Source organism: Massilia sp. BGA-UO-ETr-WB1 (genome assembly GCF_059567845.1).
This window is the reverse complement of sequence record NZ_JCAQOT010000023.1, coordinates 628142-654657: the sequence shown is the minus strand read 5'-3', so window position 1 is coordinate 654657 and position 26516 is coordinate 628142. Positions and strand designations below refer to the sequence as shown.

Here is a 26516-nt window from a genome sequence, read left to right as displayed (position 1 = left end):
CGCCGGTCCGAGGGGTTTCCGCCCATTATTAGTGTCAAGGGTCTAAAATACGCACTTGGGCGAAAAAGGGGTCAGCGCCGACACCGTAGCGCCCAGGGCAAGAAAGACAATTCCTGTGCCTGAAAACTTATCCAGTGATACTAGGCACCGACCGCATACGAGGGAAACCATGGCAACACCAACATCAAAAATTATCTACACTCTGACTGACGAAGCGCCGCTGCTGGCGACCTATTCCCTGCTGCCCATCATCAAAAAATTCACGGCGCCCGCCGGCGTCGACGTTGTCGCCAGCGATATCTCGGTGGCCGCGCGCGTGCTGGCGGAATTCCCGGAATTCCTGACCGACGAACAAAAAGTACCGAATACCCTGGCCGAACTGGGCGCCCTGACCCAGAAACCGGAAACCAACATCATCAAGCTGCCGAACATCAGCGCCTCCGTGGCCCAGCTGCAGGCCTGCGTGCGCGAACTGCAAGCGCGCGGCTACAAGCTGCCGGACTACCCGGAAGACGCGAAAACCGACGAAGAGAAAGCACTGAAAGCCCGCTACGGCAAGTGCATCGGCAGCTCGGTCAATCCGGTGTTGCGCGAAGGCAACTCCGACCGCCGCGCGCCGAAGGCCGTGAAAGAGTTCGCGCGCAAGAACCCGCATTCGATGGGCGAGTGGAGCCAGGCTTCCCGCACCCACGTATCGCACATGCACCACGGCGACTTCTACCACGGTGAGAAGTCGATGACGCTGGACGCCGCGCGCGACGTGAAAATGGAACTGATCACCGCTTCCGGCAAAACCATCGTGCTGAAACCGAAGGTCTCGCTGCAGGCCGGCGAAATCATCGACAGCATGTTCATGAGCAAGAAAGCGCTGCTGGAGTTCTACGAGCGCGAGCTGGAAGACGCGCGCAAGACCGGCGTGATGTTCTCGCTGCACGTGAAAGCGACCATGATGAAGGTGTCCCACCCCATCGTGTTCGGCCACTGCGTGCGCATCTTCTACAAGGAAGCGTTCGCCAAGCACGCCAAGCTGTTCGACGAACTCGGCGTGAACGTGAACAACGGCATGGGCAACCTGTACGAGAAGATCGAAAAGCTGCCGGAATCGCAGAAGGAAGAAATCCTGAAGGACCTGCACGCCTGCCACGCCAACCGTCCGGAACTGGCCATGGTCGACTCGGCCAAGGGCATCACCAACTTCCACTCGCCGAACGACATCATCGTCGACGCGTCGATGCCTGCCATGATCCGCATCGGCGGCAAAATGTGGGGCGCCGACGGCCGTCCGAAGGACGTCAAGGCGGTCATGCCTGAATCGACCTTCGCCCGCATCTACCAGGAGATGATCGGCTTCTGCAAATGGCATGGCAACTTCGATCCGAAGACCATGGGCACCGTGCCTAACGTGGGCCTGATGGCGCAGCAAGCCGAAGAATACGGCTCGCACGACAAGACCTTCGAAGTACCGGAAGGCGGCATCGCCAACATCACCGACCTGGCCACCGGCGAAGTGCTGCTGACCCAGACCGTGGAAGAAGGCGACATCTGGCGCATGTGCCAGGTGAAGGACGCGCCGATCCGCGACTGGGTCAAGCTGGCCGTCACCCGCGCGCGCAATTCCGGCATGCCTGCCGTGTTCTGGCTGGACACCTACCGTCCGCACGAGAACGAAGTGATCAAGAAGGTGCAGACCTACCTGAAGGACCACGACACCACGGGCCTGGACATCCAGATCATGTCGCAAACCCGCGCCATGCGCTACACGCTGGAACGCGCCTTCCGCGGCCTGGACACCATCTCGGTGACCGGCAACATCCTGCGCGACTACCTGACCGACCTGTTCCCGATCCTGGAACTGGGCACCTCGGCCAAGATGCTGTCCATCGTGCCACTGATGGCCGGCGGCGGCATGTACGAAACCGGCGCCGGCGGTTCGGCGCCGAAGCACGTGAAGCAGCTGGTGGAAGAGAACCACCTGCGCTGGGATTCGCTGGGCGAGTTCCTGGCGCTGGCGGTGTCGCTGGAAGACATGGGCATCAAGACCGGCAACGCGAAAGCCAAGCTGCTGGCCAAGACCCTGGACGAAGCCACCGGCAAGCTGCTGGACAATAACAAGTCCCCATCGAGCCGCACCGGCGAGCTGGACAACCGTGGCAGCCACTTCTACCTGTCGCTGTACTGGGCGCAGGCGCTGGCAGCGCAGAACGAAGACGCGGAACTGAAAGCGCACTTCGCACCGCTGGCCAAGGCCCTGGGCGAGAACGAGGCGAAGATCGTTGCAGAGCTGGCCGAAGTACAAGGCAAGGCGATGGACATCGGCGGCTACTACTTCCCCGACCCAGCCAAGACCACCGCAGTGATGCGTCCTAGCGCTACCTTTAACACCGCGCTGGACACCATCTAATAACCTTGGCGTTGTAAGTTAGCGTTCTGAAACAGCCCCCGGTGCGCAAGCCGGGGGCTTTTTTTTGGTTCTTCACGGATTTCCGGGAAAGTGTTTCGCTGCACGGCGCTTACGGCGGCTGCGTCGCCCTGGGCGGCGTTGGGCATTACCGCTCGCCGCTGCCGGAGCATCGGACACGGGACGAGCCGGTGGGCTGTTGGCCTGTACGGTAGCGCGTCGCGGGCTTTCAACACGCACGTTGTCAACCGAACGGCCAACTGTTGGGCGCCCGTGCGGCTGCCGCTCGTTCTCTTGCGGCGGGCGGCCTGCCTGAACCGCGCTGCCAAGCAAGCGTGCTATAGCGGCTTTGCTCGCCGACCTGCAGACATCGGCCAGCAGCCATTCATCACTGCCTGGCAGGCGTAGCCAGATGGCCTTCCAGGCGTTGCGGTTGCCGCTGCCTTGCAGATTCGCGAAGCACGACGGCGACACTGCGCGCTCGCCATACTTGATTTCCGCCCCTTCCACCGTGGCGTAGTAGGGCTGCTTGCCGAAACTGGCGCGCAGCCTGGTGCCCTCCGGAAGAAATACCTGCTTCCACTGGTATCCCGCCTCGGATGGCGCCTGCAGCGCCTGTTCGGCTGCCGGCGCCTGCTTCATGAAGTTGTCGATGGCCTGGCAAACGAACGGTTCCAGGTTATAGGTATCCGACCACCATTTTCCGGTGAATTCGCCCAGCGCTTGCAGTGTCTCGAAAGGGAGATGGACCGGGAGTGTATGGATGGACATGGTGTGCCTCTCGAAAAGTGGTTTTTACTATGCGCTGCTAACCAGCGCTAAGCAGTGCTACAACGCGCTACCCGTTACTAAAGTTGCGATGCCGAACGATAGGCAATGCCAGATTGTCTTGCCCATGCTGGTTAGATGCGTCTAGTGACGTTTAGTTCCGGCTTGGCGAAGAATCGTGCGGAATATCGCGGTATATAGCGATGTAGTAAGGGGTAGCATGTTTTAGTAAAAAGCCGAAAACACGAGACACGGCCCAGCGTCGCCGGGCCGTCGAGCGGTGCGGGCACAGCGAGGGGAAGGCTGCAAGTTGACGTTTCGCAGTTCGATTCCCGGAAATCCGTGAAGAACCTTTTTTTTTGCACGTTGCAAAGGCAGTCCCATTCATGAACCTGGACTGCGCTGGATTTATAGCCCGTTGCCACCGGCGCAGCAGTTGCGCCGGTGGCTCGCCCTGCTACACTGGACATCACCCGAAGAACAGGAGCCCCGGCCACCCGATCGCGGCGCGCATGCCGGCTCGCTGAGCCACCTATCCCACCAGGAGAAAGCCATGCCTACCAAAATGATTGACGGCTATGAGATTGAGTTCACGGGCGAATTGCTGGAGGGTACCGAGCAATGGGGAGCGTACGTTTCCATCTTCGCTCCCTCCGCCAACCCGATGCATATGACGCACATCTATCCGAAGCGGCGCGTGTCGGCGGACCTTACTCTGCCGGACCAGCACGCCGCCGAGGCGGAGGCCGAGCGCGCCGCAGCCATCATCCTGGAAGAACTGCGTTCATAGCGCAGCGCGCCTCTCAGCCCGCCTCCCGGCCCGTGAAGTTGCGCCGGTAGCCGCCCTTCCCGTCCAGCGTGACGGTCTGCAGCACCGCGCCGTGGCGCAATGCCGCCTTGCCGTGCGGAGTGCCGCGAATGGCCAGGCGCTTCATGCGCCCGTTCTGCCATTCCATATCCAGCTCCATGCCGCCGCGCACCCGCACGCCGTGCAGCGCGCCGTCCGGCCACGCCTTCGGCAAGGCCGGCAGCAGCAGGATTTCGCCGCCCCAGGACTGCACCAGCATTTCCAGTATGCCCGCCGTGCCGCCGAAGTTGCCGTCGATCTGGAACGGCGGGTGCGCGTCGAACATGTTGGGATAGGTGCGCTCCGGGCCGAGCAAGCCAAGCAGCACCGCGTACGCGCGCTCGCCCTGCCCCATGCGCGCCCACAGCGCCAGCCGCCATGCGGTGGCCCAGCCGGTGGACTTGTCGCCGCGCGTGTCGAGCGTCACCTGCGCCGCCGCCACCAGGGCGGGCGTGTCGCGCACGTTGATCTGCTCGCTGGGGTAGACGCCGTACAGATGCGACACGTGGCGGTGCTGCTGCTCCGGCGCCTGCCCGTCCCAGTCTTCCAGCCACTCCTGCAATTGGCCCTGCGCGCCGACACGGTCGGCAGGCAGGCGCGCGCGCATGGTTTCCAGCACTTTGGCGAAGGCCTCGTCCTGCTCCTTGAGCAAGGCGTGCGCCTGCAGCGTCCACGCAAACAGGTCGCGCACGATCTGGCGGTCCATGGCGGGACCTGCGCAGATCGCCACGCCGGAATGGTGCGTGTTCTCCGGCGAGCTTGAGGGCGACGTGACCAGACCACGCCCCTTGCCGTCTTCCACCAGCGTGTCGATGAAGAACAGCGACGCGCCCTTCAGCAGCGGATAGATGCGGCGCAGGTAGGCCTGGTCCGGCTGGCTGGGCAGGTATTCGTAGTGGTCCCACAGCGTTTTGCACAGCCAGGCGCCGCCGCAGGGCCACATGCCCCACTTGGCGCCGTCGATGGGCGCGGCGGCCCGCCACAGGTCGGTGTTGTGGTGCGCCACCCAGCCCCGCGCGCCATAGCCCTTGCGCGCGGCGACGGCGCCTGTCACGGCCAGCTCTTCCACCATGCGCAGCAGCGGTTCCACGCATTCGCCGAGATTGGCCGCTTCCGCAGGCCAGTAGTTCATCTGCGTGTTGATGTTGATGGTGTACTTCGAGCCCCACGGCGGGTTGTTGCCCTCGTTCCAGATGCCCTGCAGGTTGGCCGGCTGGCTGCCGCCCCGCGACGAGGACAGCAGCAGGTAGCGCGCATACTGCACGTAGAGCGCGGCCAGGCCGGCGTCGGAGCCGGTCTCGCCGGCAGCGATGCGCTGGTCGGTGGGCGCATGCGCCGCAACTGCACCATCCTTGGCGCCGCCGGCCGCGCCAAGGCGTATCGACATGCGGCCGAACAGCGCCTGGTGCGCCTTCACGTGCGCAGCCTTGAGGCGCGCGTATGGCTGCCGCGCGGCAGCGTCGGTGTGCTTGCGCACGGCCGCCACCGGGTCGCCGCCCACGTCCGCATAGTTCACATAACTGGTCGCCGCGCCCACCAGCAGCGTCACTTCGCGCGCGCCGCGCACTTGCAGCCGGTCGCCGTCGGCGGTGATCTTGCCGTCGCCCACAGCCTTGATCCGCACCGCGTAGCGCAGCGCGGCGGGTATGCCGCTCGACGGCTCGTTGCGGCCCTGTACCAGCAGCGCGCCCGCGCCGTCCGCCGCAATCGACAGCGAGGCCGGGCGCTTGCCGGCTTCGAGCGTTTCCAGATACTGGCTATCGTCCGCCGCGGCTGCGCGCACCGGGCCGTACTTCACGTGCATCGGATGCCGGTAGCCGAGATCGACATCCAGCTTGCCGCCGCCCTTGGCCGTCAGGCGGATGACCACCACCTGGTCCGGCGCGCTGGCAAATACGTCGCGCACGTGCTCCGCCTTGCCGACGGCGTAGCGCGTGGTGGCGACGGCGGTGTCCAGGTCCAGCGAGCGGCGGTAGGCTGCGGCGCCGTCCACGCCGATAAAATCGAGCAGCAGGTCGCCGGCGGCCCCGTAGGGCATTTGCTTCATCGGCTTGGCGAACATGGCCGCTTCCGCGAGGTCCGCCGCTTCCTTGAAGCGCTCCTGCTCAATCAGGGCGCGCACCTTGGGCAGCGCCTCCAGCGAGGCCGGATTGTTCGGATCATAGGGACCGCCGGCATACAGCGTGTCCTCGTTGAGCTGGATGCGCTCCTGAACGACGCGGCCGAACACCATCGCCCCCAGGCGGCCGTTCCCGACCGGCAGCGCCTCGACCCACGGCGCGGCAGGCCGGTCGTACCACAGGCTCAGGTTCTCGCGGCCCCCTCGGGCCTGCTGCGCCACGACCGTCGCCTGCGCCAGCGCGGGAAAAGCGGCAGCCAGTCCGGCCGATACCATGAAACTCCTGCGCCGCCGATTCACGCCTGCGTCCGCCCTGCCGGTTTTGCCCGGTTGCATAGGCGTCGTCATTCCACGTACTCAGGTGCGGCGATGCGCTTGCCGAGCATGAAGGCGTCGGCCACGATGCGCAGCGGCGCGAAATCCGCGTCCGTCTTGCCGCCGGCGATCAGCGCGTGGAAGTGCGCGTACAGGCCGGGGTACTCGCGCTCCGGCTCCTGCATCACGGTCACGCCGTCGATCTCCAGCGTGGTGCCGCCCATGTGCAGCGCCAGCTTGCCGCCATCCTCAGCTTCCGCGTAGATGCTCCAGGTCTGCAGGTTCTCCTGCAGGAAGTCGAAATCGGCGCGCACCGGCACGCCGCCCTGCTCGGTCACCATGTCCAGTTGCACTTCGATCGGCGCGTCGCAATTGACCGGGATGTGCAGGTCGGCCTTCTTGACGATCACCTGGTCGCCTGCGACGGCGGTCAGGATGGACAAGGCATTGATGCCCGGATCGAACACGCCCATGCCGCCCGGCGCGAAGATCCAGGCCTGGCCCGGATGCCACTGGCGCACGTTCTCTTTCCACACGATGTGCATGCTCTTCAGCTTGCGCTTCGCAATCCAATCGCGGGTGGCGCCCACCGCCGGCGCAAAGCGCGAATGCCAGCTGGCCAGCAGCGTCACGCGCTTCTGCGCCGCGAAGTCGCGCAGCGCTTCGGCCTCGCCCAGCGTGGTGGCGGGCGGTTTTTCCAGGAACACGTGGCGGCCGGTGGCGAGCGCCTCCTTGGCGATGCGGTGGCGCACCTGCGGCGGCGTGCAGATGGCCAGCGCTTCGATTTCAGGATGGGCCGCCAGCATGGCGGCCATGTCGTTATAGGCCGAAATGCCCTCGGGACGGGCGTGCGGCGAGCAGCCCGCGACCAGCTCGAAGCCGGGGTTGGCGCGGAGTGCCGGGATATGCTGGTCGACGGCGATCTTGCCGAGGCCTACCAGGCCGATCTTGATGGGGGAATTAGTTGCCATGGCATAGGTACAGGTAGTGGAGTATCCCGGCAGCGTACCCGCCTTCCGCCATCCGCACCTATATCTTTTTTTACACGAGCTATGAGTTTTTTGCAAAGATTCGGCATAGCCGAAAAAAAACCCGCTGACAGGTGTAAGCGGGCAAAGAGGGATCAGGCGGCGCGAAAAGAGGAAAAAAACGCGCCACCTGGCTCCGGAGAACGGTTGAGGCGCTAGCACGGCATGTTGCCGTCGCTGTCGTAGCGGATCTCCTGCATCAATATCGAACGCTTGTGGCTGCCGCCGCCGGGCAGCGCGTTGTCGTGGTAGAACAGCAGCGTCTTGCCGCCCTGCTCCAGGATCGCTTGATCGTCACTTGAACTGCACTCCTTCCACATGGGGGCCGATGTCGAGCAGGTTAGCCTCGGGGCCTTTCAGCTTGCGCCCGCCCACGGTCACGTTGTCGATGACGATGTTGCGCACCTTGCGGGTGGCGTCGTAGCCGTAGATGACCGAGGCGCTGGGCGAGCCCTGGCCGGTGTAGCTGATATTGCGCAGCGTGATGTTCTCGATGCCGCGTCCGGGGCTGGTGTTGTACTTGGGCGTGTAGGCGATGTGCAGGTTGAACAGCTTGCCCTCCTCGATGCGCTCGACGCGGATGTCCTCGAAGGTCACGTCGCGCACCAGGTTGTCGTCGCCGGCCATGATGCCGATGGCACCTTCGTATTCCGGGTCGTCCTCGTCGTGCTCCAGGATGTCGATATTGCTGAAGCGGATGCGCTCCAGCACTTCCTGGTCCGGGTGCGCCGGCGTGGGCGTGTTGCCATGGATGCCGATCATGACGGCGTGCGCCACGTCGGCCCACAGGGTGCTGTCCTTCACGCTGATGTCGCGCGTGTTACCCCAGATGTCCCAGCGGTGGTTGTACAGCGTGATGCAGTCGTCCGAGGTGCGGATAAAGCTGTCCGAGATCTTCACCCGCTCGCAGGCGAAGTGGCCCAGGCCGTCGGACCACTGGCCGCCGCCGATGGTGCGGATGCTGCGCTCCTCCAGGTCCTGCGAGGTGATGCAGCGCATGGTGCCTTCGGGCTGGTTGACGAAGATCGGGCCGTCGATCAGCACGTTGCGCGAGTTGCGGATCTGGAGCTGGCTGGCGCCCATGAACAGGCCGTCGCTGTAGACCTTGACGTTCTCCACGGCGTCGATGATGAGCGGCCGTTTCAGCACGGCGGCGCCGTCGATGTAGACCGTGGTGTTCGAGCGCAGCGTGAATTCGCCGTCATGCAGGCCGGGGCCGAAATACACCACGGGCTGGGTGAAGTCCGGCGTGGTGCCTTTGCCGGTGCTCATGCCGGTGACCGGCGCGGCCGGGCGCGGCATGTCCTTGCGGATGGCGTGGGTGAACAGGTGCAGGTTGTGGTGGCGGTCGCCGTCGAATTCCACGCTCAGGTTCTCCGCACGGTTCAGCGTAAAGTAAGCCACGTTGCCCTTGACCGTCGGCTTGATGCCGCGCGCGGTCGGGCGCACAGCCACTTCCGAGAACCTACCGTTGTTCTTCTGCACCGCCACTTCCACCGCGCCGTCGAAGTTGAAGTAGACCATGGACGCGTCCTTGACCGGCTTGTCCAGGTCCACTTTCACGTTGTATTCGTACAGGTCCTGCCACACGCCGCCGGGCGTGCGCACGCGCACGGTGTAGTCGTCGTTGTGGTGGGAGTAGCGGAACGCTTCCGGGAACTGGTGCACCTGCAGGGCGTTTTGCGCCGGGGCCGCGGCGGCCGGCGCGGGGGCTGCTGCGGCCGCAGCGGCGGCGAGGCCTGCTGCCAGGCCGGCCACTAGCGCTCGTATGAATTTACTGATCACTATGTCTCCTTGTTATAGTCGCCGCTCAGGGCGTGATGCGGAAGTAGTCGACGTCCGCCCAGGCGTTCTTGCTTGCCGCAGTAGCGGGCACGGTGCTGAACAGGCCAAGCTGCGCGCCCACCCAGCGCCCCACGCTGGCCTTGAAGGGCTGGCCTGCAGGGGTGAATGTCTTGTTATCCAGGCTGTACGAGAACTGCGCCATCGCGCCGGCATCGACGCGCACGCGCAGGTAGACCTGGGCCGAGGCTGCGGCGGCGGGCAGGGTCGCCAGCACCTCGCTGCGTTCCTGGCATTTGTCGGCCGGCGTTTCGCACACAGAGTACACCAGCTGCGTTGCCTTGCCCTGCCGCCGCAAGCCCACCCACGCGTAGCGGATGCCCAGCACCATCAGGCCTGCGCGCTGGCCGTCGGCGCCGCCGGCGGCATCGCGGGCGCTGCCCAGCGCAATGCTGGCATCCACGCCGAACACGGGCGCCGGGAACTTCTGCGTCAGCACGGAAGGCAGTTCGCGCAGGCTGGCGCCGCCGGCGGCCGGCAGCGCAGCCAGGCGTAAATAGCCCGGGCGCGCCGCCAGCGAGGCCCAGGAAGCCAGGTAGTTGGCGTTCCATTGCCATTGCAGCCCCAGCGCCTTGGCCGAGAATTCATCCGTGGTGGCAGGCACCAGCACGCCCCGGTCGCGCCCTGCCGGCTTGGCATGGCGCATGACCGGTTCACCCACGCCGTCGCCATCCTTGTCCTCGCCGATCACCGGCCAGCCGTCCTTCCAGCGCATGGGCTGCAGGTGCACCACGCGGCCATAGGCGCCCTTGTCCTGGAAGTGGTAGAACCAGTCCCGCCCGTCGGCGCCTTCCACCCAGGCGCCCTGGTGCGGGCCATTCACGGCCGACATCCCCTGCGCCATCACGATGCGGTCCTCGTACGGGCCTTCGATGCTGCGCGAGCGGAACACCGACTGCCAGCCGTTTTCCACGCCGCCCGCCGGGGCAAACACATAATAATAGCCGTGCGCCTTGTGCAGCTTGGGGCCTTCCAGGGTAAAGTAGCCCGGCAGCTTGTCGCCGTTGATGATGTCCCTGCCCTTTTCGTCCAGCAGCTTGCTGCCGTCCGGCGCCATGCTGCGCAAGGTGAGGATGTTGTTGATGCCGGAGCGGCTCTTGGCCCAGCCGTGCACCAGCCAGGCCTTGCCGTCGTCGTCCCACAGCGGCGCCGGATCGATGATGCCTTTGCCAGCCAGGATCAGCCGGGGCGCGCTCCAGGGACCGGTGAATTTCTCGGCCGTCATCACGTAGATGCCCACGTCCGGGTCCGGGTAGAAGATCCAGAATTTGCCGCCGTGGTGGCGCAAAGCCGGCGCCCATACGCCCTTGCCCGGCTGCGGCACGGAGAACGTGCGCTCCGGCGTCAGCTGGGCCAGCGCGTGCCCCACCAGCTCCCAGTTCACCATGTCGCTCGACTGCAGCAGCGGCAAGCCGGGGGCGTTGCTGAAGCTGGAGGACGTCATATAGAACATGTCGCCGACGCGGATCACGTCCGGGTCGGAGTAGTCGGCGTACAGGATGGGGTTGCGGTACTGGCCGTCGCCCAAGTCCGCAACCCAAGGCTGGGCCGGGGCGGCGGCTGGGCTGGCGGCGGGGCTGGCCACTACCGCGCCAGCCGCTGCGGCCAGCGCGAACATGCATAGCTGCTTGATCATCTCGGCGTCTCGTCTCTCGTTATGTTTGTTCTGCTTGGCATTTGCAGCCGACATGGGTATTATAGTTGTTATCGATAACAGATCGCAAGCGTTTTGATGCGCAGTATGGAGACCGCAATGTACGAAAAGACCTACCACGCCACCCATCCCGACATGATGAACCATGTCAGCAACGAGCAGCTGCGTGAGCGCTATTTGATCAGCAAGCTGTTCGTCGCCGACACGGTGCAGTTGAATTACTCGCACCATGAGCGTTTCGTGATCGGCGGCGCGGCGCCGGTGAGCGGCCCGGTATCGCTGCCGCGCCACACCGAACCGGCGTCGGCGGCCGGCCAGCCCTACCTGGTGCAGCGCGAGATGGGCGTCATCAATGTATCGGGCGGCGCCGGCCGCGTCACCGTGGACGGCGCCGCCTATGAGCTGGCCCCGCGCGACGGCCTGTATCTGCCCATGGGCACCCGGGACGTCACGTTCGAATCGCTGGACGCGGCCATGCCGGCGCGCTTCTACCTGGCCTCCACGCCGGCCCACATCCGCTACGAGGTGAGGAAGATCTCGAACGCGGAAGCCGTTCCGCTGGAGCGCGGCAGCGCGGAAACCTCAAACGCCCGCACCATCTACCAGTATGTGATTCCGGGCGTGTGCCAGTCCGCGCAGCTGCTGCTCGGACTCACCATCCTGAAAACGGGCAGCGTATGGAACACCATGCCGCCCCACGTGCACGACCGCCGCTCCGAAGTGTATTTCTACTTCGACCTGAAGGAAAGCGAGCGCGTGTTCCACTTCATGGGCGAACCGGATTCGGCGCGCCACATCATCGTGGCCAATGAGGAAGCGGTGGTGTCGCCGCCGTGGTCGATCCACATGGGCTCGGGCACCGCCAACTACGCCTTCATCTGGGCCATGGGCGGGGAAAACCTCGACTACACGGACATGAATGTGCTCGACATCTGCCAGCTGAAGTAAGGGGCCGCCATGTCTGAACTGTTCAACCTGGGCGGCCGCACCGCCCTCGTCACCGGCGCCAACACGGGCCTGGGCCAGGCCATCGCCGTGGCGCTGGCGCAGGCCGGCGCCGACATCGTGGCGGTGGGCCGCAGCGACGCCGCCGGCACCGCCGCGCAGGTAGCCGCAGCCGGCCGCCGCTTCAGCTTCGTGCACGCGGACCTGTCCGGTACCGAGCCGGTATCGGGCACGGCGCCGCGCGTGATCGCGGAATCGCTGGCCGCGGCCGGGCGCATCGATATCCTGGTCAACAACGCCGGCATCATCCGCCGCGCCGACAGCCTGGACGTGACCGAGGAAGACTGGGACGCCGTCATCAACACCAACCTCAAGTCGCTGTTCTTCCTGTCGCAGGCCGCCGCAGCCCACATGGCGCAGCATGGCGGCGGCAAGATCATCAACGTGGCTTCGCTGCTGTCCTTCCAGGGCGGCATCCGCGTGCCGGCCTACACCGCCAGCAAGAGCGCGGTGGCCGGGCTGACCAAGGCGCTGGCCAACGAATGGGCCGCCAGGGGCATCAACGTCAACGCACTGGCGCCGGGCTACTTCGACACCAACAACACGGCGGCGCTGAAAGCGGACCCGGAACGCAACGCCTCCATCCTGGCCCGCATCCCGGCCGGGCGCTGGGGCGAGCCGGCGGACCTGGGCGGCGCGGCGGTGTTCCTGGCCAGCCGCGCCAGCGACTACGTGCACGGCATCGTGCTGCCGGTGGACGGCGGATGGCTGGCGCGATGATGGGCCGCATCGTCTGCTTCGGCGAAGTGCTGGTGCGCCTGTCCGCGCCAGCCGGCCGCATGTTGCTGCAATCGCCCTCCCTGGAAGTGTGCATCGGCGGCGCCGAGGCCAATGTGGCGGTGTCGCTGGCGCAGTTCGGCCACGCAGCCGCCATGGCCAGCGCGCTGCCCGACAATGCGCTCGGCCACGCGGCCCGCAACGTGCTGCGCGGCCACGGCGTGGACACCGGCGCGATCGCCTTCCGCCCCGGCCGCATGGGCTTGTACTTCCTCACCCCGGGAGCCGTCACGCGGCCGTCCGAAATCATCTACGACCGCGCCGGCTCGGTGTTCGCCGAAGCGCCCGCCGGCCTGCACGACTGGCCCGCCCTGCTGGCCGGCGCCGACTGGCTGCACGTTTCCGGCGTCACGCCCGCCATCGGGCCCGGCGCGGCGCAGGCGGTGCTGGCGGCCGTGCGCGCCGCCTGCGCGCTGGGCGTGCGGGTGGCCTACGACGGCAACTACCGCGCGTCCATGTGGGCCGTGCAGGGCCTGGACGGCGCCGAGGTGCTGCGCGAGCTGATGAGCCATGCCGACCTGGCCTTCGCCGACCAGCGCGACATCGCCCTGGTGCTGCGGCGGCCGGAACTGGCGCAGGGAGATCATCGTGCCGAAGCCGCCGCAGCGGCCTTCGCCGCCTTCCCCAAGCTGGGCGCGCTGGCCGCCACGGTGCGCTTCCAGCACAGTGCCAGCCGCCATACGCTGGGAGCGACTCTGCACACGCGCGCCGCCGCGTTCTCGGCGGCGCCGGTGGAGGTGGACGGCATCATCGACCGCATCGGCACCGGGGACGCCTTCGCGGCAGGCATCCTGCACGGCCTGCACAGCGGCTGGGCGCACGCGGACACGCTGCAGTTCGGCCTGGCCGCCGCCGCGCTGAAGCACGGCGTCGCGGGCGACTTCAACCTGGCCTCCGCCGCGCAAGTGCAGGCCGCCATGACGGGAGCGCTCGATGTGCGCCGCTAAGCCGGGCAGCAGGCCGTGGCGGCTGCAATGGGAACACGGCAGCGCCGAAGTGCAGCCGCTGGGCGGCATGCTGGGCCCGGTCACGCTGCGCCTGGACGGCGGGCGCGATGTCGACGTCATGCACGTCGCGCCGTGGCACGGCATGACGGCCGCCGACACCCTGCCCGGCATCCTGCAGCGCCTGCGCGGCGAATGGCCCTGCGTCCCCTTCGGCCGCGCCGACCAGCCGCAAGACCTGCCGCCGGACTGGCGCACCCACCCGGCCGACGACCAGTGGGACCACGGCTACGCCGCCAACCACGCCTGGCACTGCATCGAGGCCACGCCGCTGCGCCTGCACCTGGACATCGACTATCCGGCCGGATCGGCAGTGGCGCGGGTTGAACGCATCATCGCCGCCGATCCGCACGCGCCGGCGCTCGACATCACCCTCATCGTCCACGCCCGCCGGGAGGCGCGCCTGCCCGCCGGGCTGCATCCCACCTTCCGCCTGCCGCCGGCGGCGGGCCGCGTGCGCGTGCAACTGGGCGCGCACGAGGGCGTGCACAGCTATCCCACCAACGCGCCCGGCGCCATCTCGCGCCTGCGCGCCGACACGCGTTCGGACAACCTGGCCCGCATGGCCGGCATGGACGGCCCGCTGGACCTGACCCGCCTGCCGCTGCCCGGCCCCAGCGAAGAGCTGCTGCAGGTACGCGGCGTGCAGGGCGGCGGTATCGGCGCTAACGGCAGCGACGCCGCGCCCTTCGCGCTGCACTACCTAGACTACGCCGCCTGCGTCGGCATGTGGTGGGACACCGCCCAGCTGCCCGACCTGATGCTCTGGATTAGCAACGGCGGCCGCATCCACTTCCCCTGGATGAGCCGCCACCTCGCCATCGGCGCAGAGCCGGTCAACAGCCTGTTCGACCTGGGCCGCGTGGCGCGCGCGCCCGCCGGGCACCCGCTGTCGGACCGCCTTGGACTGGCGCTGTCTCCGCAGCAGCCATGGCAAACGCAATACCGCATCGCGGCCTGGAACCAGGCCGCACCCGACTAAACCTGACGAGTACAACATGCAACCAAACTTCCGCTCCCGCGACATGCTGCTGTCGCACATCGCGCACACCATGCAGTTCTACTACCCGCGCAGCATCGATCCCAGCGGCGGCTTCTACCATTTCTACATGGACGACGGCGCCATCTACGACCGCACCACGCGCCACCTGGTCAGCAGCACGCGCTTCGTGTTCAACTACGCCATGGCCTACCGCCAGTTCGGCGACGCGTCCTACCTGGACGCCGTGCGCCACGGCGTGGACTTCCTGCGCAACGCCCACCGCGACCCGCACACCGGCGGCTACGCCTGGCAGCTGGAATGGAAGGACGGCGCCAAGCGCGTGCTCGACGGCGACAACCACTGCTACGGCCTGGCCTTCGTCATGCTGGCCTACGCGCACGCGCTGGCGGCCGGCGTGGCCGAGGCGCGCGGCTGGATGGACGAGACCTTCGCGCTGATGGAGCGCCGCTTCTGGCAGGCGGACCACGGCCTGTACGCCGACCAGGCCAGCGCCGACTGGTCCGTGCTGGACGGCTATCGCGGCCAGAACGCCAACATGCACGCCTGCGAAGCCTTGCTGGCGGCCTACGAGGCTTCCGGCGAACAGCGCTACCTGCACCGTGCCGAGCGGCTGGCGCACAACATCACCGTGCGCCAGGCCGCGCTGGCCGGCGGCATGATCTGGGAGCACTACCGCGCCGACTGGTCGGTGGACTGGGACTACAACCGCGAAGACAAGAGCAACATCTTCCGCCCATGGGGCTACCAGCCCGGCCACTTCACCGAGTGGGCCAAGCTGCTGCTGATCATGGAACGCCACGCCGGCGCGCTGGCCGGCCCGGCGGACTGGCTGGCGCCGCGCGCCGCGCAGCTGTTCGACCTGGCGCTGGAAAGGGCCTGGGACCATGAACACGGCGGCATCCACTACGGCTTCGGCCCGCAGGACGAAATCTGCGACGGCGACAAGTACTTCTGGGTGCAGGCCGAAAGCCTGGCCGCCGCCGCCGTGCTGGCAGCGCGCACCGGCGAAGCCCGCTACTGGGACTGGTACGGCCGGATCTGGGCCTACAGCTGGGAGCACATGGTGGACCATCGCCACGGCGCCTGGTACCGCATCCTCACCCCGGACAACCGCAAGCTCAGCGCCGAGAAGAGCCCGGCCGGCAAAGTCGACTACCATACGATGGGCGCCTGTTACGAGGTGCTGAACGTGCTGAACGCAACCGGAAACGCGCCATGACCACCCCGCCCCCTGCAAACTTCCCCGCCTTCGTCGCCGCCGGCGAAGCGCTGACCGACCTGATACGCACCGGCCCCGACGGCTGGCGCAGCCTGGTGGGCGGCTCCACCTGGAACGTGGCCCGCGTGGTGGCCAGCCTGGGCGTGCCGAGCGCCTTCGCCGGCGCCGTCAGCCGGGACGTGTTCGGCGCGCAGCTGGCCGCCGCCAACGCGGCCGCCGGCCTGGATGGCCGCTTCCTGCAACAGCTGGACAAGGCGCCGCTGCTGGCCGTGGTGCACGAACTCGATCCGCCGGCCTACTTCTTCATCGGCGACGACAGCGCCGATCTGCATTTCGACACCGCGCTGCTGCCGCAAGGCTGGCAGTCCGGCGCGCGCTGGGTGCATTTCGGCGGCATCAGCCTGGCGCGCCAGCCGCTGGCGGACAAGCTGCTGGCCCTGGCCGAGGAACTGAAGCTGCACGGCGTGTCCATCAGCTACGATCCCAACTTCCGCGCCCTGATGGACCAGCGCTACGACGCCGTGCTGCAGCGCATGGCGGCGCTGGCCGACGTCATCAAGGTGTCGGACGAGGACCTGCGCGGCCTGTTCCGCACCGGCGACGCGGAGCAGGCTTTCGGCCAGCTGCGCGCCATGAATCCGGACGCCATCTACCTGTACACGCGCGGCGCCGACGGCGCGCAGCTTTACCATGGCGCCAACTGCTGGAGCGCGCCGGCGCCGAACATCGCCGTGGCCGACACCGTCGGCGCGGGCGACGCCAGCATCGGCGCCCTGCTCTACAGCTTTATCGCGCGGCCCGCCGAAACGCTGCAGTCGCACCTGCGCTTTGCCGTCGCCGCCGGCGCGGCTGCCTGCCTGGCGCCGGGCGCCACGCCGCCCACCTTGCAGCAAGTGACCGCTTTGGAAGAACAAGCTCCATGAAAACCATCCTGCTTTTCCTCGCCGCCCTGCTGCTGCCGCTGAACGCCGCCGCGCAGGTCAACGAGCAGCCGGGCCAGGCCAGCGTGGCCTCCCCGGACCAGAATCTGCGCTTCGTGTTCTACCAGAAGGCCAATGCCAATGCCGGCGGCAAGCGCGAGCTGTACTACCGCGTCACCTACAAGCACAAGACCATCATCCTCGATTCGCTGCTCGACCTTCAGCTGGACAACCACTTGTCCGAGAGCGCGATGGCGCTCAAGGTCGACAAGCAGGCCAAGTGGTTCGACAACCTGGCCATCACCGGCATCAGGCACGGCGCGCACGACAGCACCTGGAAGCCGGAAACCGGCGAACGCGCCGCCATCCGCGACCATTACAACCAGATGACCGTGAACCTGGTCAAGGACGACAATCCGATCTATCCGCTGTCGCTGGAAGTGCGCGCCTACAACGAAGGCGTGGCGTTCCGCTTCGTGTTCCCGGAAAACGAGAAAGGCACCTACTACCGCGTGGTGCAGGAGAACACCGAGTTCACCTTCCCGGTCGAGACCAAGGCCTGGTTCCACGGCTGGGCGCAGGCGCCGTACCAGCTGCTGCCGCTGGCCGGCTGGCCGGACGAATCGGAGCGCCCGCTCACGCTGGAAGTGCTGGGCCGCATCCACGTGGCGCTGCTGGAAGCGAACATGGTTGACTACTCGCGCACCAAGTTCAAGCTGCACAAGACCAAGCCCAACACCATCGTCACCGCCATGCACGACCCGGCCGACCTGATTTCGCCCTTCGTCACGCCGTGGCGCGGCATCATGGTGGCGGAAACCGCCGGCGCGCTGGCGGACAACAACCACTTCATCCTCAACCTGAACCCGCCGTCCGCCATCCCCAATGCCGACTGGATCAAGCCCGGCAAGATCATGCGCGTGATGACGCAGACCACCGCCAGCGCCAAGGCCAATATCGACTTCGCCGCCAAGCGCAATCTGCAGTACATCCTGTTCGACTGGAAGTGGTACGGCCACGCGTTCTCGTTCGAGTCGGACGCCACCAAGGTGGCGATCCCGGACTTCGACCTGCCCGAAATCATCCGCTACGCCGCCGGCAAGGGCATCGGCGTGTGGCTGTACGTGAACCAGCAGGCGCTGCTCGCGCAGGGCGACACCATCTTCAAGACCTACAAGCAGTGGGGCGTGAAAGGCGTGAAGTTCGGCTTCGTGCAAGTGGGCTCGCACCGCTGGACCACGTGGCTGGAACAAGCCGTGCGCCAGGCCGCCGACGCGGGGCTGATGGTCAATATCCACGACGACTGGCGCCCCACCGGCGAGCAGCGTACCTGGCCCAACCTGATGACCTCCGAAGGCATACGCGGCAACGAAGAAATGCCGGACGCCACGCACAACACCGTGCTGCCGTTCACGCGCTTCCTGGCCGGCGCGGCGGACTACACCATCTGCTACTACGACCCGCGCATCAAGACCACGCACGCGCACCAGCTGGCGCTGGCCGCCATCTATTACAGCCCGCTGCAAACGCTGTACTGGTACGACAAGCCTGACATGTCGGCCAACGAACCGGAGCTGGAATTCTGGGACCGCATTCCCACCACCTGGGACGACAGCAAGCTGCTGCAGGGCGCTCCCGGCCAGTTCGTCAGCACCGCCCGCCGCAAGGGGCAGGACTGGTTCGTCGGCACCATCACCAACAACGGCGCGCGCGAAGTGAAGATCGCGCTCAGCTTCCTGGATCCGCGCAGACAGTACACCGCCAGCATTTATCAGGACGACCCTTCCGCGGCCACCAGGACCAAGGTCGGCATCGTGCGCGCGCAGGTCGATTCGAGCACGGTGCTCGACGCGAAGCTGCTGCCCTCGGGCGGCCACGCGATCTGGCTCACGCCGATGAAATGATCACAGCAGCGCTATAACTAGAACCAGACACCCCGCCGCCCCCATACCGGGGGCGGCACGGAGACAGACATGACCAGCAGACAATCGCACTACCGCTTCCTGAGCACCTTCGTATATGTGTACTTCTTCGCGCAGGCGATGAGCATCTCGCTGCTCGCGACCTGGCTGCGCTCGGAGCTCAAGCTGACCGGTACGGAAACCGGCATCGTCCTCGGCGCCAACTTCGTCGCAGCCATGATCTCGCAACCCATCTACGGCTACGTCTCCGACCGCATCGGCATGCGCAAGCACATCCTGTTCACGGTGAGCGTGCTGTGCTCCCTGTGCGGCCTGTTCCTGCTGTACGTGTACGCGCCCCTGCTGAAGACCAACATCTACCTGGGCGCCGCACTGGGCGGCCTGTACCTGGGCATCACCTTCTACGCCGGAAGCTACGCCATCGAGTCCTACGTCGACCGCGTCGGCCGCAAGTACGGCTTCGAATACAGCCGCGTCAGGCTGTGGGGCTCGCTGGGTTTCGCCAGCGCCGCCATATTCGCGGGCAATATCTACAATATCAACCCGGGCATCAACTTCTTCCTGGCGTCGAGCGCCGGCGTCCTGATGCTGGTCATGCTTGTGGTCTGGCGCACCCGCGCCGATGAAGACGACGCAATTGAAGCTGCCGGACGCGTGCAACTGAACGAGGCGCTGGCCCTGATGAAGGACAAGCACTTCTGGCGCTTCATGGTCTTCATCCTGAGCGTGACCAACCTCTATCTGGTGTTCGACCAGCAGTTCCAGAACTATTTCCGCTCCCTTTTCCCCACACCGGAGGAAGGGACTGCCATGTTCAGCTATCTGAATTCGGCGCAGATCTTCATCGAGGCCGGCGGCCTGTTCCTGGCGCCGCTGCTGATCAAACGCATCGGCGCGAAAAACGGGCTGCTGCTGGCCGGGTCAATCATGCTGGTCCGCATCGCGGGCTCCGGCCTGGCCGACGGTCCGCTGGCCATCTCCGCGCTGAAAATGCTGCACTCGGTGGAACTGCCTATCCTGGTGGTGTCGGTGTTCCGCTACATCGCCTGCCACTTCGACAACCGGCTCGCTTCCACCGTGTACATGGTCGGATTCAGCTTCGGCCACTCGCTTGGGCTTTCCGCGCTGTCGCCGTTGGTCGGCATGAGCTACGACGCTATCGGCTTCCCACATACCTACCTGCTGCTGGCCGCGCTGGGACTGGTGTTCTGGGTCGTCTCGATCTGGGCGCTCGAACCGACGCCCGCCGAGTTCCAGCACCCTCCCAAGACACGCAAGGATGCGCAGCCTGTCAGCAGCGCCCAATAGACAAGACAAAGACAAGACAAAGACAAGACAAGACAAGGAGCAAAGCATGTCCCCATCCCTCAACCCGGCCGCCATGGAACCGCTGTCCGGCGCCCTGCCGCGCCACTGGGAAGCGCAGCCGGACCAGGCCGCGCTGCAGCAGGCCATCGCGCAGGTGCTGGCGGCCGTCGACCGCAACCTGCAGCACTTCGGCACGGAGTTTCCCGCGCCCTCCAGCATCAACTCGGTGTACCCGGCCATGGGCAATATCGAATGGACCAACGGCTTCTGGACCGGCATGCTATGGCTGGCCTATGAGGTGAGCGGCGCGGCGCGCTACCGCGAGGCGGCCGAAGCGCACGTGCGCAGCTTCCACCAGCGCCAGGCGCAGCGCATCAACACCAACCACCACGACCTGGGCTTCCTGTACAGCCTTTCCTGCATCGCCGCGCACAAGCTCACCGGCAGCGAACTGGCCGCCGAAGCGGCCATGGGCGCGGCGCGCCTGCTGTTGGAGCGCTACATGGAGCGCGCCGGCATCATCCAGGCCTGGGGCGACCTGAACGACCCGGAACAGGCAGGCCGCATGATCATCGACTGCAACCTGAACCTGCCGCTGCTGTACTGGGCGGCGCAGCACAGTGGCGAACGCGCCTTCGCCGACGCGGCCAACCGGCACATCGAAGCGGCCGCGCGCCATATCGTGCGCGCCGACGGCTCCACCTTCCACACCTTCTTCTTCGACCCGGCCACCGGCCTGCCGCGGCACGGCAAGACCCATCAGGGCTTTGCCGACGACTCGTGCTGGTCGCGCGGCCAGGCCTGGGGCATCTCCGGCTTCCCGCTGGTGTGCCGCCACAACGGCGACACGCGCCTGCTGGACCTGTCCAAGGTGGTGGCGAACTACTTCCTGAACCGCCTGCCGGAAGACGGCATCTGCTACTGGGATTTGATCTTCACCTCCGGGCCCGAGGAGCGCGACAGTTCCGCTGCGGCCATCGCGGCCTGCGGCCTGTTGGAACTGGCGCGCCAGCTGCCGGCGGACGATGCGCTGCGCGGCGCCTACCAGCGCGCGGCCGGCGGCATGGTGCAGGAACTGTCCAGTCGCTACCTGGTCACAGACGGCGCGCCCGGCAGCGGCCTGCTGAAGCACGCGGTGTACCACAAGCCGCAGCGCATGGGCGTGGACGAGAGCTGCATCTGGGGCGACTATTTTTATTTCGAAGCGCTGGTGCGGCTGACCCGCGACTGGCAACCATACTGGTAAGGACCAAGGCATGACACTGCAACACCGATTTCTCGCAATCGACGAAGGCCGCCAGCGGCTGCACCTGATCGACACCCGCGACGCGGCCGCAGGCTGGAGCCGCGACCTGGCGGACTTCCCGCTGGCGCGCGACATGCAGCGCATCGGCCCGGACCGCGCACTGGTGGGTTTTGAACGCGGCTTCTTCGAGCTGGCCATTTCCACCGGCGAAGTGCTGCGCGTGTGCGACCGCTGGGTGGGCGTCACCGCCGCCTGCCGCCTGGACAACGGCGACACGCTGGTTACCGGCACGGACCTCGATTTCGGCAAGAACGGCATCAACGTGCTGACGCTGGACCGCGACCTGGTGCAGACCGCGTCGGCGCGCCGCGAAGGCGACTATGTGCGCCTGATGCGCCCCGCCGGCGGCAGCTACCTGCTGTGCACCAACGATCATATACTGGAGACGGACCACGGCCTGAATGAGCTGCGCAAGCTGGCCGCGCCGGGCTTCGAGCACGCGTGGAAGGCGCAGCGCATGGCGGACGGCGGCACGCTGGTGTCGGCCGGCTACGGCGCCTTCATGGCGCGCTTCGACACGCAGGGCCGGCTGACCGGCACCTTCGGCGGCGCGGCGCAGTTGCCTGCCGAGGCGCGGGACGAGGTGGCGCCCTTCTTCTACGCCACCTTCCAGGTACTGGACAACGGCCACGTGGTGGTCGCCAACTGGCAGGGGCACGGACCCGATAACGGCGCCAAGGGGCGCCAGCTGCTGGAGTTCGATGCGGCCGGTACGCTGCTGGGGAGCTGGTCGGATTCGGATAGGCTGTCGTCGCTGCAGGGCATGCTCGTTCTGTAGCGGCGTTGGAGGCTTACGCGGGTTTCCCACCGAGCGGGCCGGCGGATTCGCGCGTGACCAGCGTGAACGGCAGCAGCTTGTGCTGCACCATGGGCGGCTCGCCCGCGCGGCGGCGGCGGATCAGCTCCACCAGCAGGTCCACGGCGGCGCGCGCCATGTCGCCGATGGGCTGGTGGATGGTGGTCAGCTCGGGCCACACCGTGGTGGCGACCGGCGTGTCATCGAAACCGCAGATGGTGAGCTGCTCTGGCACCTGCAGGTGCATGCCGTGCGCCACCGCCATGGCGCCTGCCGCCATGTCGTCGTTGCTGGCAAAAATGGCGGTGGGCCGCGTGGGCTGCGCCAGCAGCTGGCGTGCCGCTTCCAATCCCGACCGGTAAGTGAACAGGCCGGGCGCCACGCGTTCGGGCCGCACCGGCAGGCCGGCTTCGGCCATCGCATCCTCGTAAGCCTTGTAGCGCAGCTGGGCCGGCGTGTGTTTCGGGTCGCCCTGGATGAAGGCGATGTCCTTGTGCCCCAGCGACAGCAGATGGCGCATCATGGCGTAGGCGCCTTCGTAGTCGTCGATGCGCACGGCCGACACGCTGGCCACCGGACGGCCGGTTGCAATCGCCACCGTCGGCATGCCGATCTCGTCGAGCTGCTTCAGCGCGGACTTGGAATCGCACAGCGGCGGCGGCACCAGGATGCCGTCCGCGCCGCTGGAAATCAGCTTGGCGATGGCGTTGCGCTGGCTGCGCAGGTCGTCGCAGCGCTCCAGGATCAGCTGCCCGCCGCTCTGGCTGCACTGGTCCATGGCGCCGACCAGGAAGGCGCTCATGTAGGCCGAGCTGGGATTGCTGTACAACAGGCCGATGCCCAGCGTGCCGATGCGCGCCGCGCGCGCGGCCGTGTTCACCTGGTAGTTCAGCGACTCGATGGCCGCCGTGACCTTTTCCCGCGTGATGTCGGAGACGTGCGTATTGCCGTTCATGACGCGGGACACCGTCATGGCGGATACGCCGGCAACGCGGGCCACATCGTAGATGGTGGCGCCGCTGTTGCCGCGTTCTGCTCGCTTGGATTGCTTGGCTGGTTTCGCTACTGGTGCCATTGTCCCTTGTTGCCGCTGTTTGTAGGAAGACTACTATTATAGTCTGCCCGGCGTCACCGTAAAGCTATAGCGTGCAGGTTCCAGCTTGATGCGGTACTTCTGCAGCGGACGTCCGTCCGGGCTCCAGCCGGTATCGCCGCCCACGCCGGCCTGCACCAGGTCCACCAGCAGCGAGCCGTCGCCATGCGGCGCGATCTCGGAACTCTTCCATGCGCCGCGCGGACGCAGGTACAGGTCTTCGTACGGGAAGGCCAGCGCATTGATGGACAGCGGCTGCGCGCCCTCAACCTTCAGGCCCGCGCCCTGCCCGTCCTGCAGCGCCAGCCAGCGCACGCCGGTCAGGTTGCCGCTCTCCTGCGGACGCATATAGCTGTGGTACTGGTCCGCCAGCTTGCCCTGGTACAGGCCAAGCGGGAAGCCGGTGTAACGGTCCGCATAGGATTCCTGCGGGCCCCGGCCATACCATTTCACATTCTCCAGGCGCGCCGGCTGGTTGAAGCGCAGGCCGAGGCGCAGCGGATCCGGCAGATCGTCGCGCAGCGGCGTGAAGGCCGCCTTGACGCGCAGCGCGCCCTGCGGCGACAGCGCATACTCGGTTTCCCAGTGCGCCGCGCCGGCGCCGAAGCTGTACAGGACCTTGACGCTGCCGGCGCCCACCGTCACGGCGCGCACATTGCGCTCCTCGCTGAACTTCTTCCACACGGCGTGGGTCTTTTCGACGCCGGTGCCTTCGTCGTTGTCGGTCAGGCCGCGCCAGAAGTTCGGCGTGCCGCCGCTCAGCAGCGGCTGGCCCGCCGCGCTGTAGCTCACCTGGCCGGTCAGCGCGTCCACCGCCAGCACCGCGCCGGCGGCGGACATGGTGACGGTGTCGCCCTTGCGCACCGGCTTCACGCCGGACGGGGATTTTGCCATGGCCGCCTTGCCTGCGGCCGGCGCCAGCACGAACTGGGTCCAGCCGGCCACGCTGCCCGCAGCCACGCCGGGCGTGGAAGCAGCCTTGTAGCGCGCCTGCACCGTCAGCACGGATTCGACGCCGGCCGCGCGCTTCAGCGCCGGCAGCCTGATCGGCACGCTTTGGGTAGCGCCGGCGGCCACGCGCACGCCGTCCAGCGTGCCTTTCGCCACCGGCACGCCGTCGTTCATGACGCTCCAGCTGAATTCGAATTCGGACAGGTCCTTGAAGTCGAAACGGTTCACCACCGTCAGCTTGCCGGACTTCGGATCGCCCTCGAACACCACCGGCGAATAGACTTTCTGCAGCTCGTAGTATTCCGGGTCCGGCGTGCGGTCGGCGCGCACCACGCCGTCGCCCACCACGCTGTTGTCGCCGTGGCCGGGATTCAGGTCGAAGCCGGAAGCCCAGTAGCTGCGGCCCTTGCCGTCCTTCGCATAGACAGCCTGGTCGACCCAGTCCCACACGAAGCCGCCCTGCAGCTTCTTGTGCGCGCGGATCACCTGCCAGTAGTCTTCCAGGTTGCCCAGCGAATTGCCCATGGCGTGCGCGTATTCGCACTGTATCATCGGCTGCTTGTAGCGCGGGTCCTGCGCGTAATCCGCCATCTTCTCGATATCGTCGTACATCGGCGCGTAGATATCGACGTAGTTGTTGGGCTTGTGCTCCTCGCCCAGCGTGCCGTGGCCCAGGTAGCTCACCAGGCGGGTGCTGTCGTTCTGCCGTATCCACTGCGCGGCGTTCTCGAAATTGGGGCCGGTGCCGGCCTCGTTCCCCAGCGACCAGAAAATGATGGACGGGTGGTTGCGGTCGCGCTGCACCATGCGCGACACGCGGTCCAGGTGGGCCGCCTTCCAGTGCGGCTTGTAGCCCAGCTGGATGGTTTCGCGCTTGCCCGGCCCCGCCTTGTCGCCGGCCTCCATATAGCCGTGGGTTTCGATATTGGCTTCGTCGAGCACGTACATGCCGTATTCGTCGGCCAGGTCGTACCAGCGCGGATCGTTCGGATAGTGCGAGGTGCGCACCGCGTTGACGTTGGCCTGCTTCATCAGCTCCATGTCCTTGCGCATGGACTCCATCGACATCACGCGGTAGGTGACGGGGTCGTGCTCGTGCCGGTTCATGCCCTTGATCATCACGCGCTTGCCGTTCACGCGCACTTCGCCGTCCTTCACTTCCACCGTGCGGAAGCCGATGCGGCTGGACGTGGCCGACAGCAGCGCGCCGTCCGCGCCCTTGTACTCCACCACCAGGCGGTACAGGTTCGGGGTCTCGGCCGACCACGGCTTGACGTTCCTGATCACGCCCGTGATGGGCGCGGCGCGGCCGTCGGCGACGGCGCCCTTCCCGGCCAGCACGGCGCGTTCGCCGTCGTACACGGTGACGGCGATTTCGCCCTTGGCAGGCAGGCCGGCCATGTCGGCCTGGAAGGCGAATTCGCCGTCCGCGTAGCGCTGCTTGTCGAGCAGCGCCGTCACGCTGTAGTCGCGCAGGCGCGACTTCGGCTCCGCATAGGCATACACGCTGCGCTCGATGCCGGACACGCGCCAGAAGTCCTGGTCTTCCAGGTAGGAGCCGTCCGCCCAGCGGTACACTTCGATGGCGATGGTGTTCCTGCCCGGCTTGACGTAGCGGCTCAGCTCAAATTCGGACGGCAGCTTGGAGTCTTCCGAATAGCCCACCTTCTGGCCGTTGACCCACACGTAGTAGGCCGCGCCGGCCGCGCCGATGTGCAGGAACACGTCGCGCCCGTCCCAGTTGGCCGGCACCTCGAAGTCGCGCCGGTAGGAGCCCACCTCGTTCATGCCGTGCGGGATGAAGGGCTCGTTCATCGGGAACGGGTACTGGATGTTGGTGAACACCGGCAGGCCGTAACCCTGCGCCTGTATCATGCCGGGCACCTGGATCGACTTCCAGCCGCTGACATCGTAGCCCGGCTCGTAGAAGCGCACCGGGCGCGCTTCCGGCGTGGGCGAGTAGGCGAACGACCAGGCGCCGTCCAGCGAGCGGTAGTACTTCGAAGCCGCCATGTCCCCCTTGATCGCCTGCTCCCGGGTTTCGAAGTTGAAGAAGGTGGTCTTCATCGGTTCGCGGTTCACGGCGAAGACTTCGGGCTGCTCCCACTCGGCTAGGGGCTGCTGCGCTGCTGCATGCGGCGCCAGGGTGGAACACAGCATCAAAACGGCTAAGGCGATCGGGCTAAGTTGCTTGGACATGGGCGTCTTATTCAAAGAGTTCGATGGACGATCAAACTTATG

The 26516-nt window shown here is 66.5% G+C and carries 20 protein-coding genes; 12 read left to right on the top strand and 8 right to left on the bottom strand.

Features of this window, described 5'->3' with window-relative positions:
- The first annotated feature begins 169 nt into the window (after window positions 1-169).
- Window positions 170-2401, top strand: coding sequence for an NADP-dependent isocitrate dehydrogenase (locus AC56DV_RS11360; protein WP_496314381.1), 2232 nt, complete (start codon window positions 170-172; stop codon window positions 2399-2401).
- A gap of 72 nt (window positions 2402-2473) precedes the next feature.
- On the opposite strand, the gene AC56DV_RS11355 is transcribed toward AC56DV_RS11360, so the two are convergent.
- Window positions 2474-3169: a hypothetical protein gene (locus tag AC56DV_RS11355; protein ID WP_496314380.1), complete on the bottom strand. Its 696-nt coding sequence runs from the start codon at window positions 3167-3169 to the stop codon at window positions 2474-2476.
- 550 nt (window positions 3170-3719) lie between these two features.
- Here AC56DV_RS11355 and AC56DV_RS11350 point away from each other — a divergent pair.
- The gene (locus AC56DV_RS11350) at window positions 3720-3956 is read left to right on the top strand and encodes a hypothetical protein (RefSeq protein ID WP_496314379.1); all 237 of its coding nucleotides are present in this window, start codon (window positions 3720-3722) and stop codon (window positions 3954-3956) included.
- Between the two features lie 13 nt (window positions 3957-3969).
- Here the strand turns inward: AC56DV_RS11350 and AC56DV_RS11345 are convergent, their stop codons facing one another.
- The 5 genes from AC56DV_RS11345 to AC56DV_RS11325 all read right to left on the bottom strand — a co-directional run bounded on the left by AC56DV_RS11345 (window position 3970) and on the right by AC56DV_RS11325 (window position 10953).
- A complete protein-coding gene (locus tag AC56DV_RS11345) occupies window positions 3970-6408 on the bottom strand; it encodes a glycoside hydrolase family 95 protein (protein WP_496314378.1) in 2439 nt (812 codons plus the stop codon).
- A gap of 68 nt (window positions 6409-6476) precedes the next feature.
- Window positions 6477-7418 carry a Gfo/Idh/MocA family protein gene (locus AC56DV_RS11340; RefSeq protein ID WP_496314377.1) on the bottom strand — a complete coding sequence of 314 codons (942 nt, stop codon included), beginning with the start codon at window positions 7416-7418 and terminating at the stop codon, window positions 6477-6479.
- Between the two features lie 212 nt (window positions 7419-7630).
- Window positions 7631-7795 (bottom strand): hypothetical protein, encoded by a 165-nt coding sequence (locus AC56DV_RS11335; RefSeq protein ID WP_496314376.1) that lies wholly within the window; start codon window positions 7793-7795, stop codon window positions 7631-7633.
- Window positions 7770-9260: a glycoside hydrolase family protein gene (locus AC56DV_RS11330; protein ID WP_496314375.1), complete on the bottom strand. Its 1491-nt coding sequence runs from the start codon at window positions 9258-9260 to the stop codon at window positions 7770-7772. The genes AC56DV_RS11335 and AC56DV_RS11330 overlap by 26 nt, the downstream gene beginning before the upstream one ends.
- Before the next feature lie 25 nt (window positions 9261-9285).
- Complete coding sequence (locus AC56DV_RS11325; RefSeq protein ID WP_496314374.1) at window positions 9286-10953, bottom strand: glycoside hydrolase family 43 protein; 1668 nt, start codon at window positions 10951-10953, stop codon at window positions 9286-9288.
- 117 nt (window positions 10954-11070) lie between these two features.
- On the opposite strand from AC56DV_RS11325, the gene kduI reads away from it, so the two are divergent.
- From kduI to AC56DV_RS11275, 10 genes are all read left to right on the top strand, one after another.
- On the top strand, window positions 11071-11919 hold the full coding sequence (gene kduI, locus AC56DV_RS11320) for a 5-dehydro-4-deoxy-D-glucuronate isomerase (RefSeq protein WP_496314373.1): 849 nt from the start codon (window positions 11071-11073) through the stop codon (window positions 11917-11919).
- A 9-nt stretch (window positions 11920-11928) separates the two neighbouring features.
- Complete coding sequence (kduD, locus tag AC56DV_RS11315) at window positions 11929-12696, top strand: 2-dehydro-3-deoxy-D-gluconate 5-dehydrogenase KduD (protein WP_496314372.1); 768 nt, start codon at window positions 11929-11931, stop codon at window positions 12694-12696.
- Complete coding sequence (locus AC56DV_RS11310; protein WP_496314371.1) at window positions 12681-13700, top strand: sugar kinase; 1020 nt, start codon at window positions 12681-12683, stop codon at window positions 13698-13700. Before kduD ends, AC56DV_RS11310 begins: the two co-directional genes overlap by 16 nt.
- A complete protein-coding gene (locus tag AC56DV_RS11305; RefSeq protein ID WP_496314370.1) occupies window positions 13687-14739 on the top strand; it encodes a hypothetical protein in 1053 nt (350 codons plus the stop codon). The genes AC56DV_RS11310 and AC56DV_RS11305 overlap by 14 nt, the downstream gene beginning before the upstream one ends.
- A 16-nt stretch (window positions 14740-14755) precedes the next feature.
- The gene (locus tag AC56DV_RS11300; protein ID WP_496314369.1) at window positions 14756-15979 is read left to right on the top strand and encodes an AGE family epimerase/isomerase; all 1224 of its coding nucleotides are present in this window, start codon (window positions 14756-14758) and stop codon (window positions 15977-15979) included.
- Window positions 15976-16902: a carbohydrate kinase family protein gene (locus AC56DV_RS11295; protein ID WP_496314368.1), complete on the top strand. Its 927-nt coding sequence runs from the start codon at window positions 15976-15978 to the stop codon at window positions 16900-16902. The genes AC56DV_RS11300 and AC56DV_RS11295 overlap by 4 nt, the downstream gene beginning before the upstream one ends.
- Window positions 16899-18803 (top strand): glycoside hydrolase family 97 protein, encoded by a 1905-nt coding sequence (locus AC56DV_RS11290; RefSeq protein ID WP_496314367.1) that lies wholly within the window; start codon window positions 16899-16901, stop codon window positions 18801-18803. Before AC56DV_RS11295 ends, AC56DV_RS11290 begins: the two co-directional genes overlap by 4 nt.
- Window positions 18804-18872: 69 nt before the next feature.
- The gene (locus AC56DV_RS11285; RefSeq protein ID WP_496314366.1) at window positions 18873-20129 is read left to right on the top strand and encodes an oligosaccharide MFS transporter; all 1257 of its coding nucleotides are present in this window, start codon (window positions 18873-18875) and stop codon (window positions 20127-20129) included.
- Window positions 20130-20175: 46 nt separating this feature from the next.
- A complete protein-coding gene (locus tag AC56DV_RS11280; protein ID WP_496314365.1) occupies window positions 20176-21375 on the top strand; it encodes a glycoside hydrolase family 88 protein in 1200 nt (399 codons plus the stop codon).
- 10 nt (window positions 21376-21385) lie between these two features.
- Window positions 21386-22213, top strand: coding sequence for a hypothetical protein (locus AC56DV_RS11275; protein ID WP_496314364.1), 828 nt, complete (start codon window positions 21386-21388; stop codon window positions 22211-22213).
- A 13-nt stretch (window positions 22214-22226) separates the two neighbouring features.
- On the opposite strand, the gene AC56DV_RS11270 is transcribed toward AC56DV_RS11275, so the two are convergent.
- Both AC56DV_RS11270 and AC56DV_RS11265 read right to left on the bottom strand, forming a co-directional pair.
- Window positions 22227-23306 carry a LacI family DNA-binding transcriptional regulator gene (locus AC56DV_RS11270; protein ID WP_496314363.1) on the bottom strand — a complete coding sequence of 360 codons (1080 nt, stop codon included), beginning with the start codon at window positions 23304-23306 and terminating at the stop codon, window positions 22227-22229.
- Between the two features lie 36 nt (window positions 23307-23342).
- The gene (locus AC56DV_RS11265; protein ID WP_496314362.1) at window positions 23343-26474 is read right to left on the bottom strand and encodes a glycoside hydrolase family 2 TIM barrel-domain containing protein; all 3132 of its coding nucleotides are present in this window, start codon (window positions 26472-26474) and stop codon (window positions 23343-23345) included.
- Window positions 26475-26516: the final 42 nt, after the last annotated feature.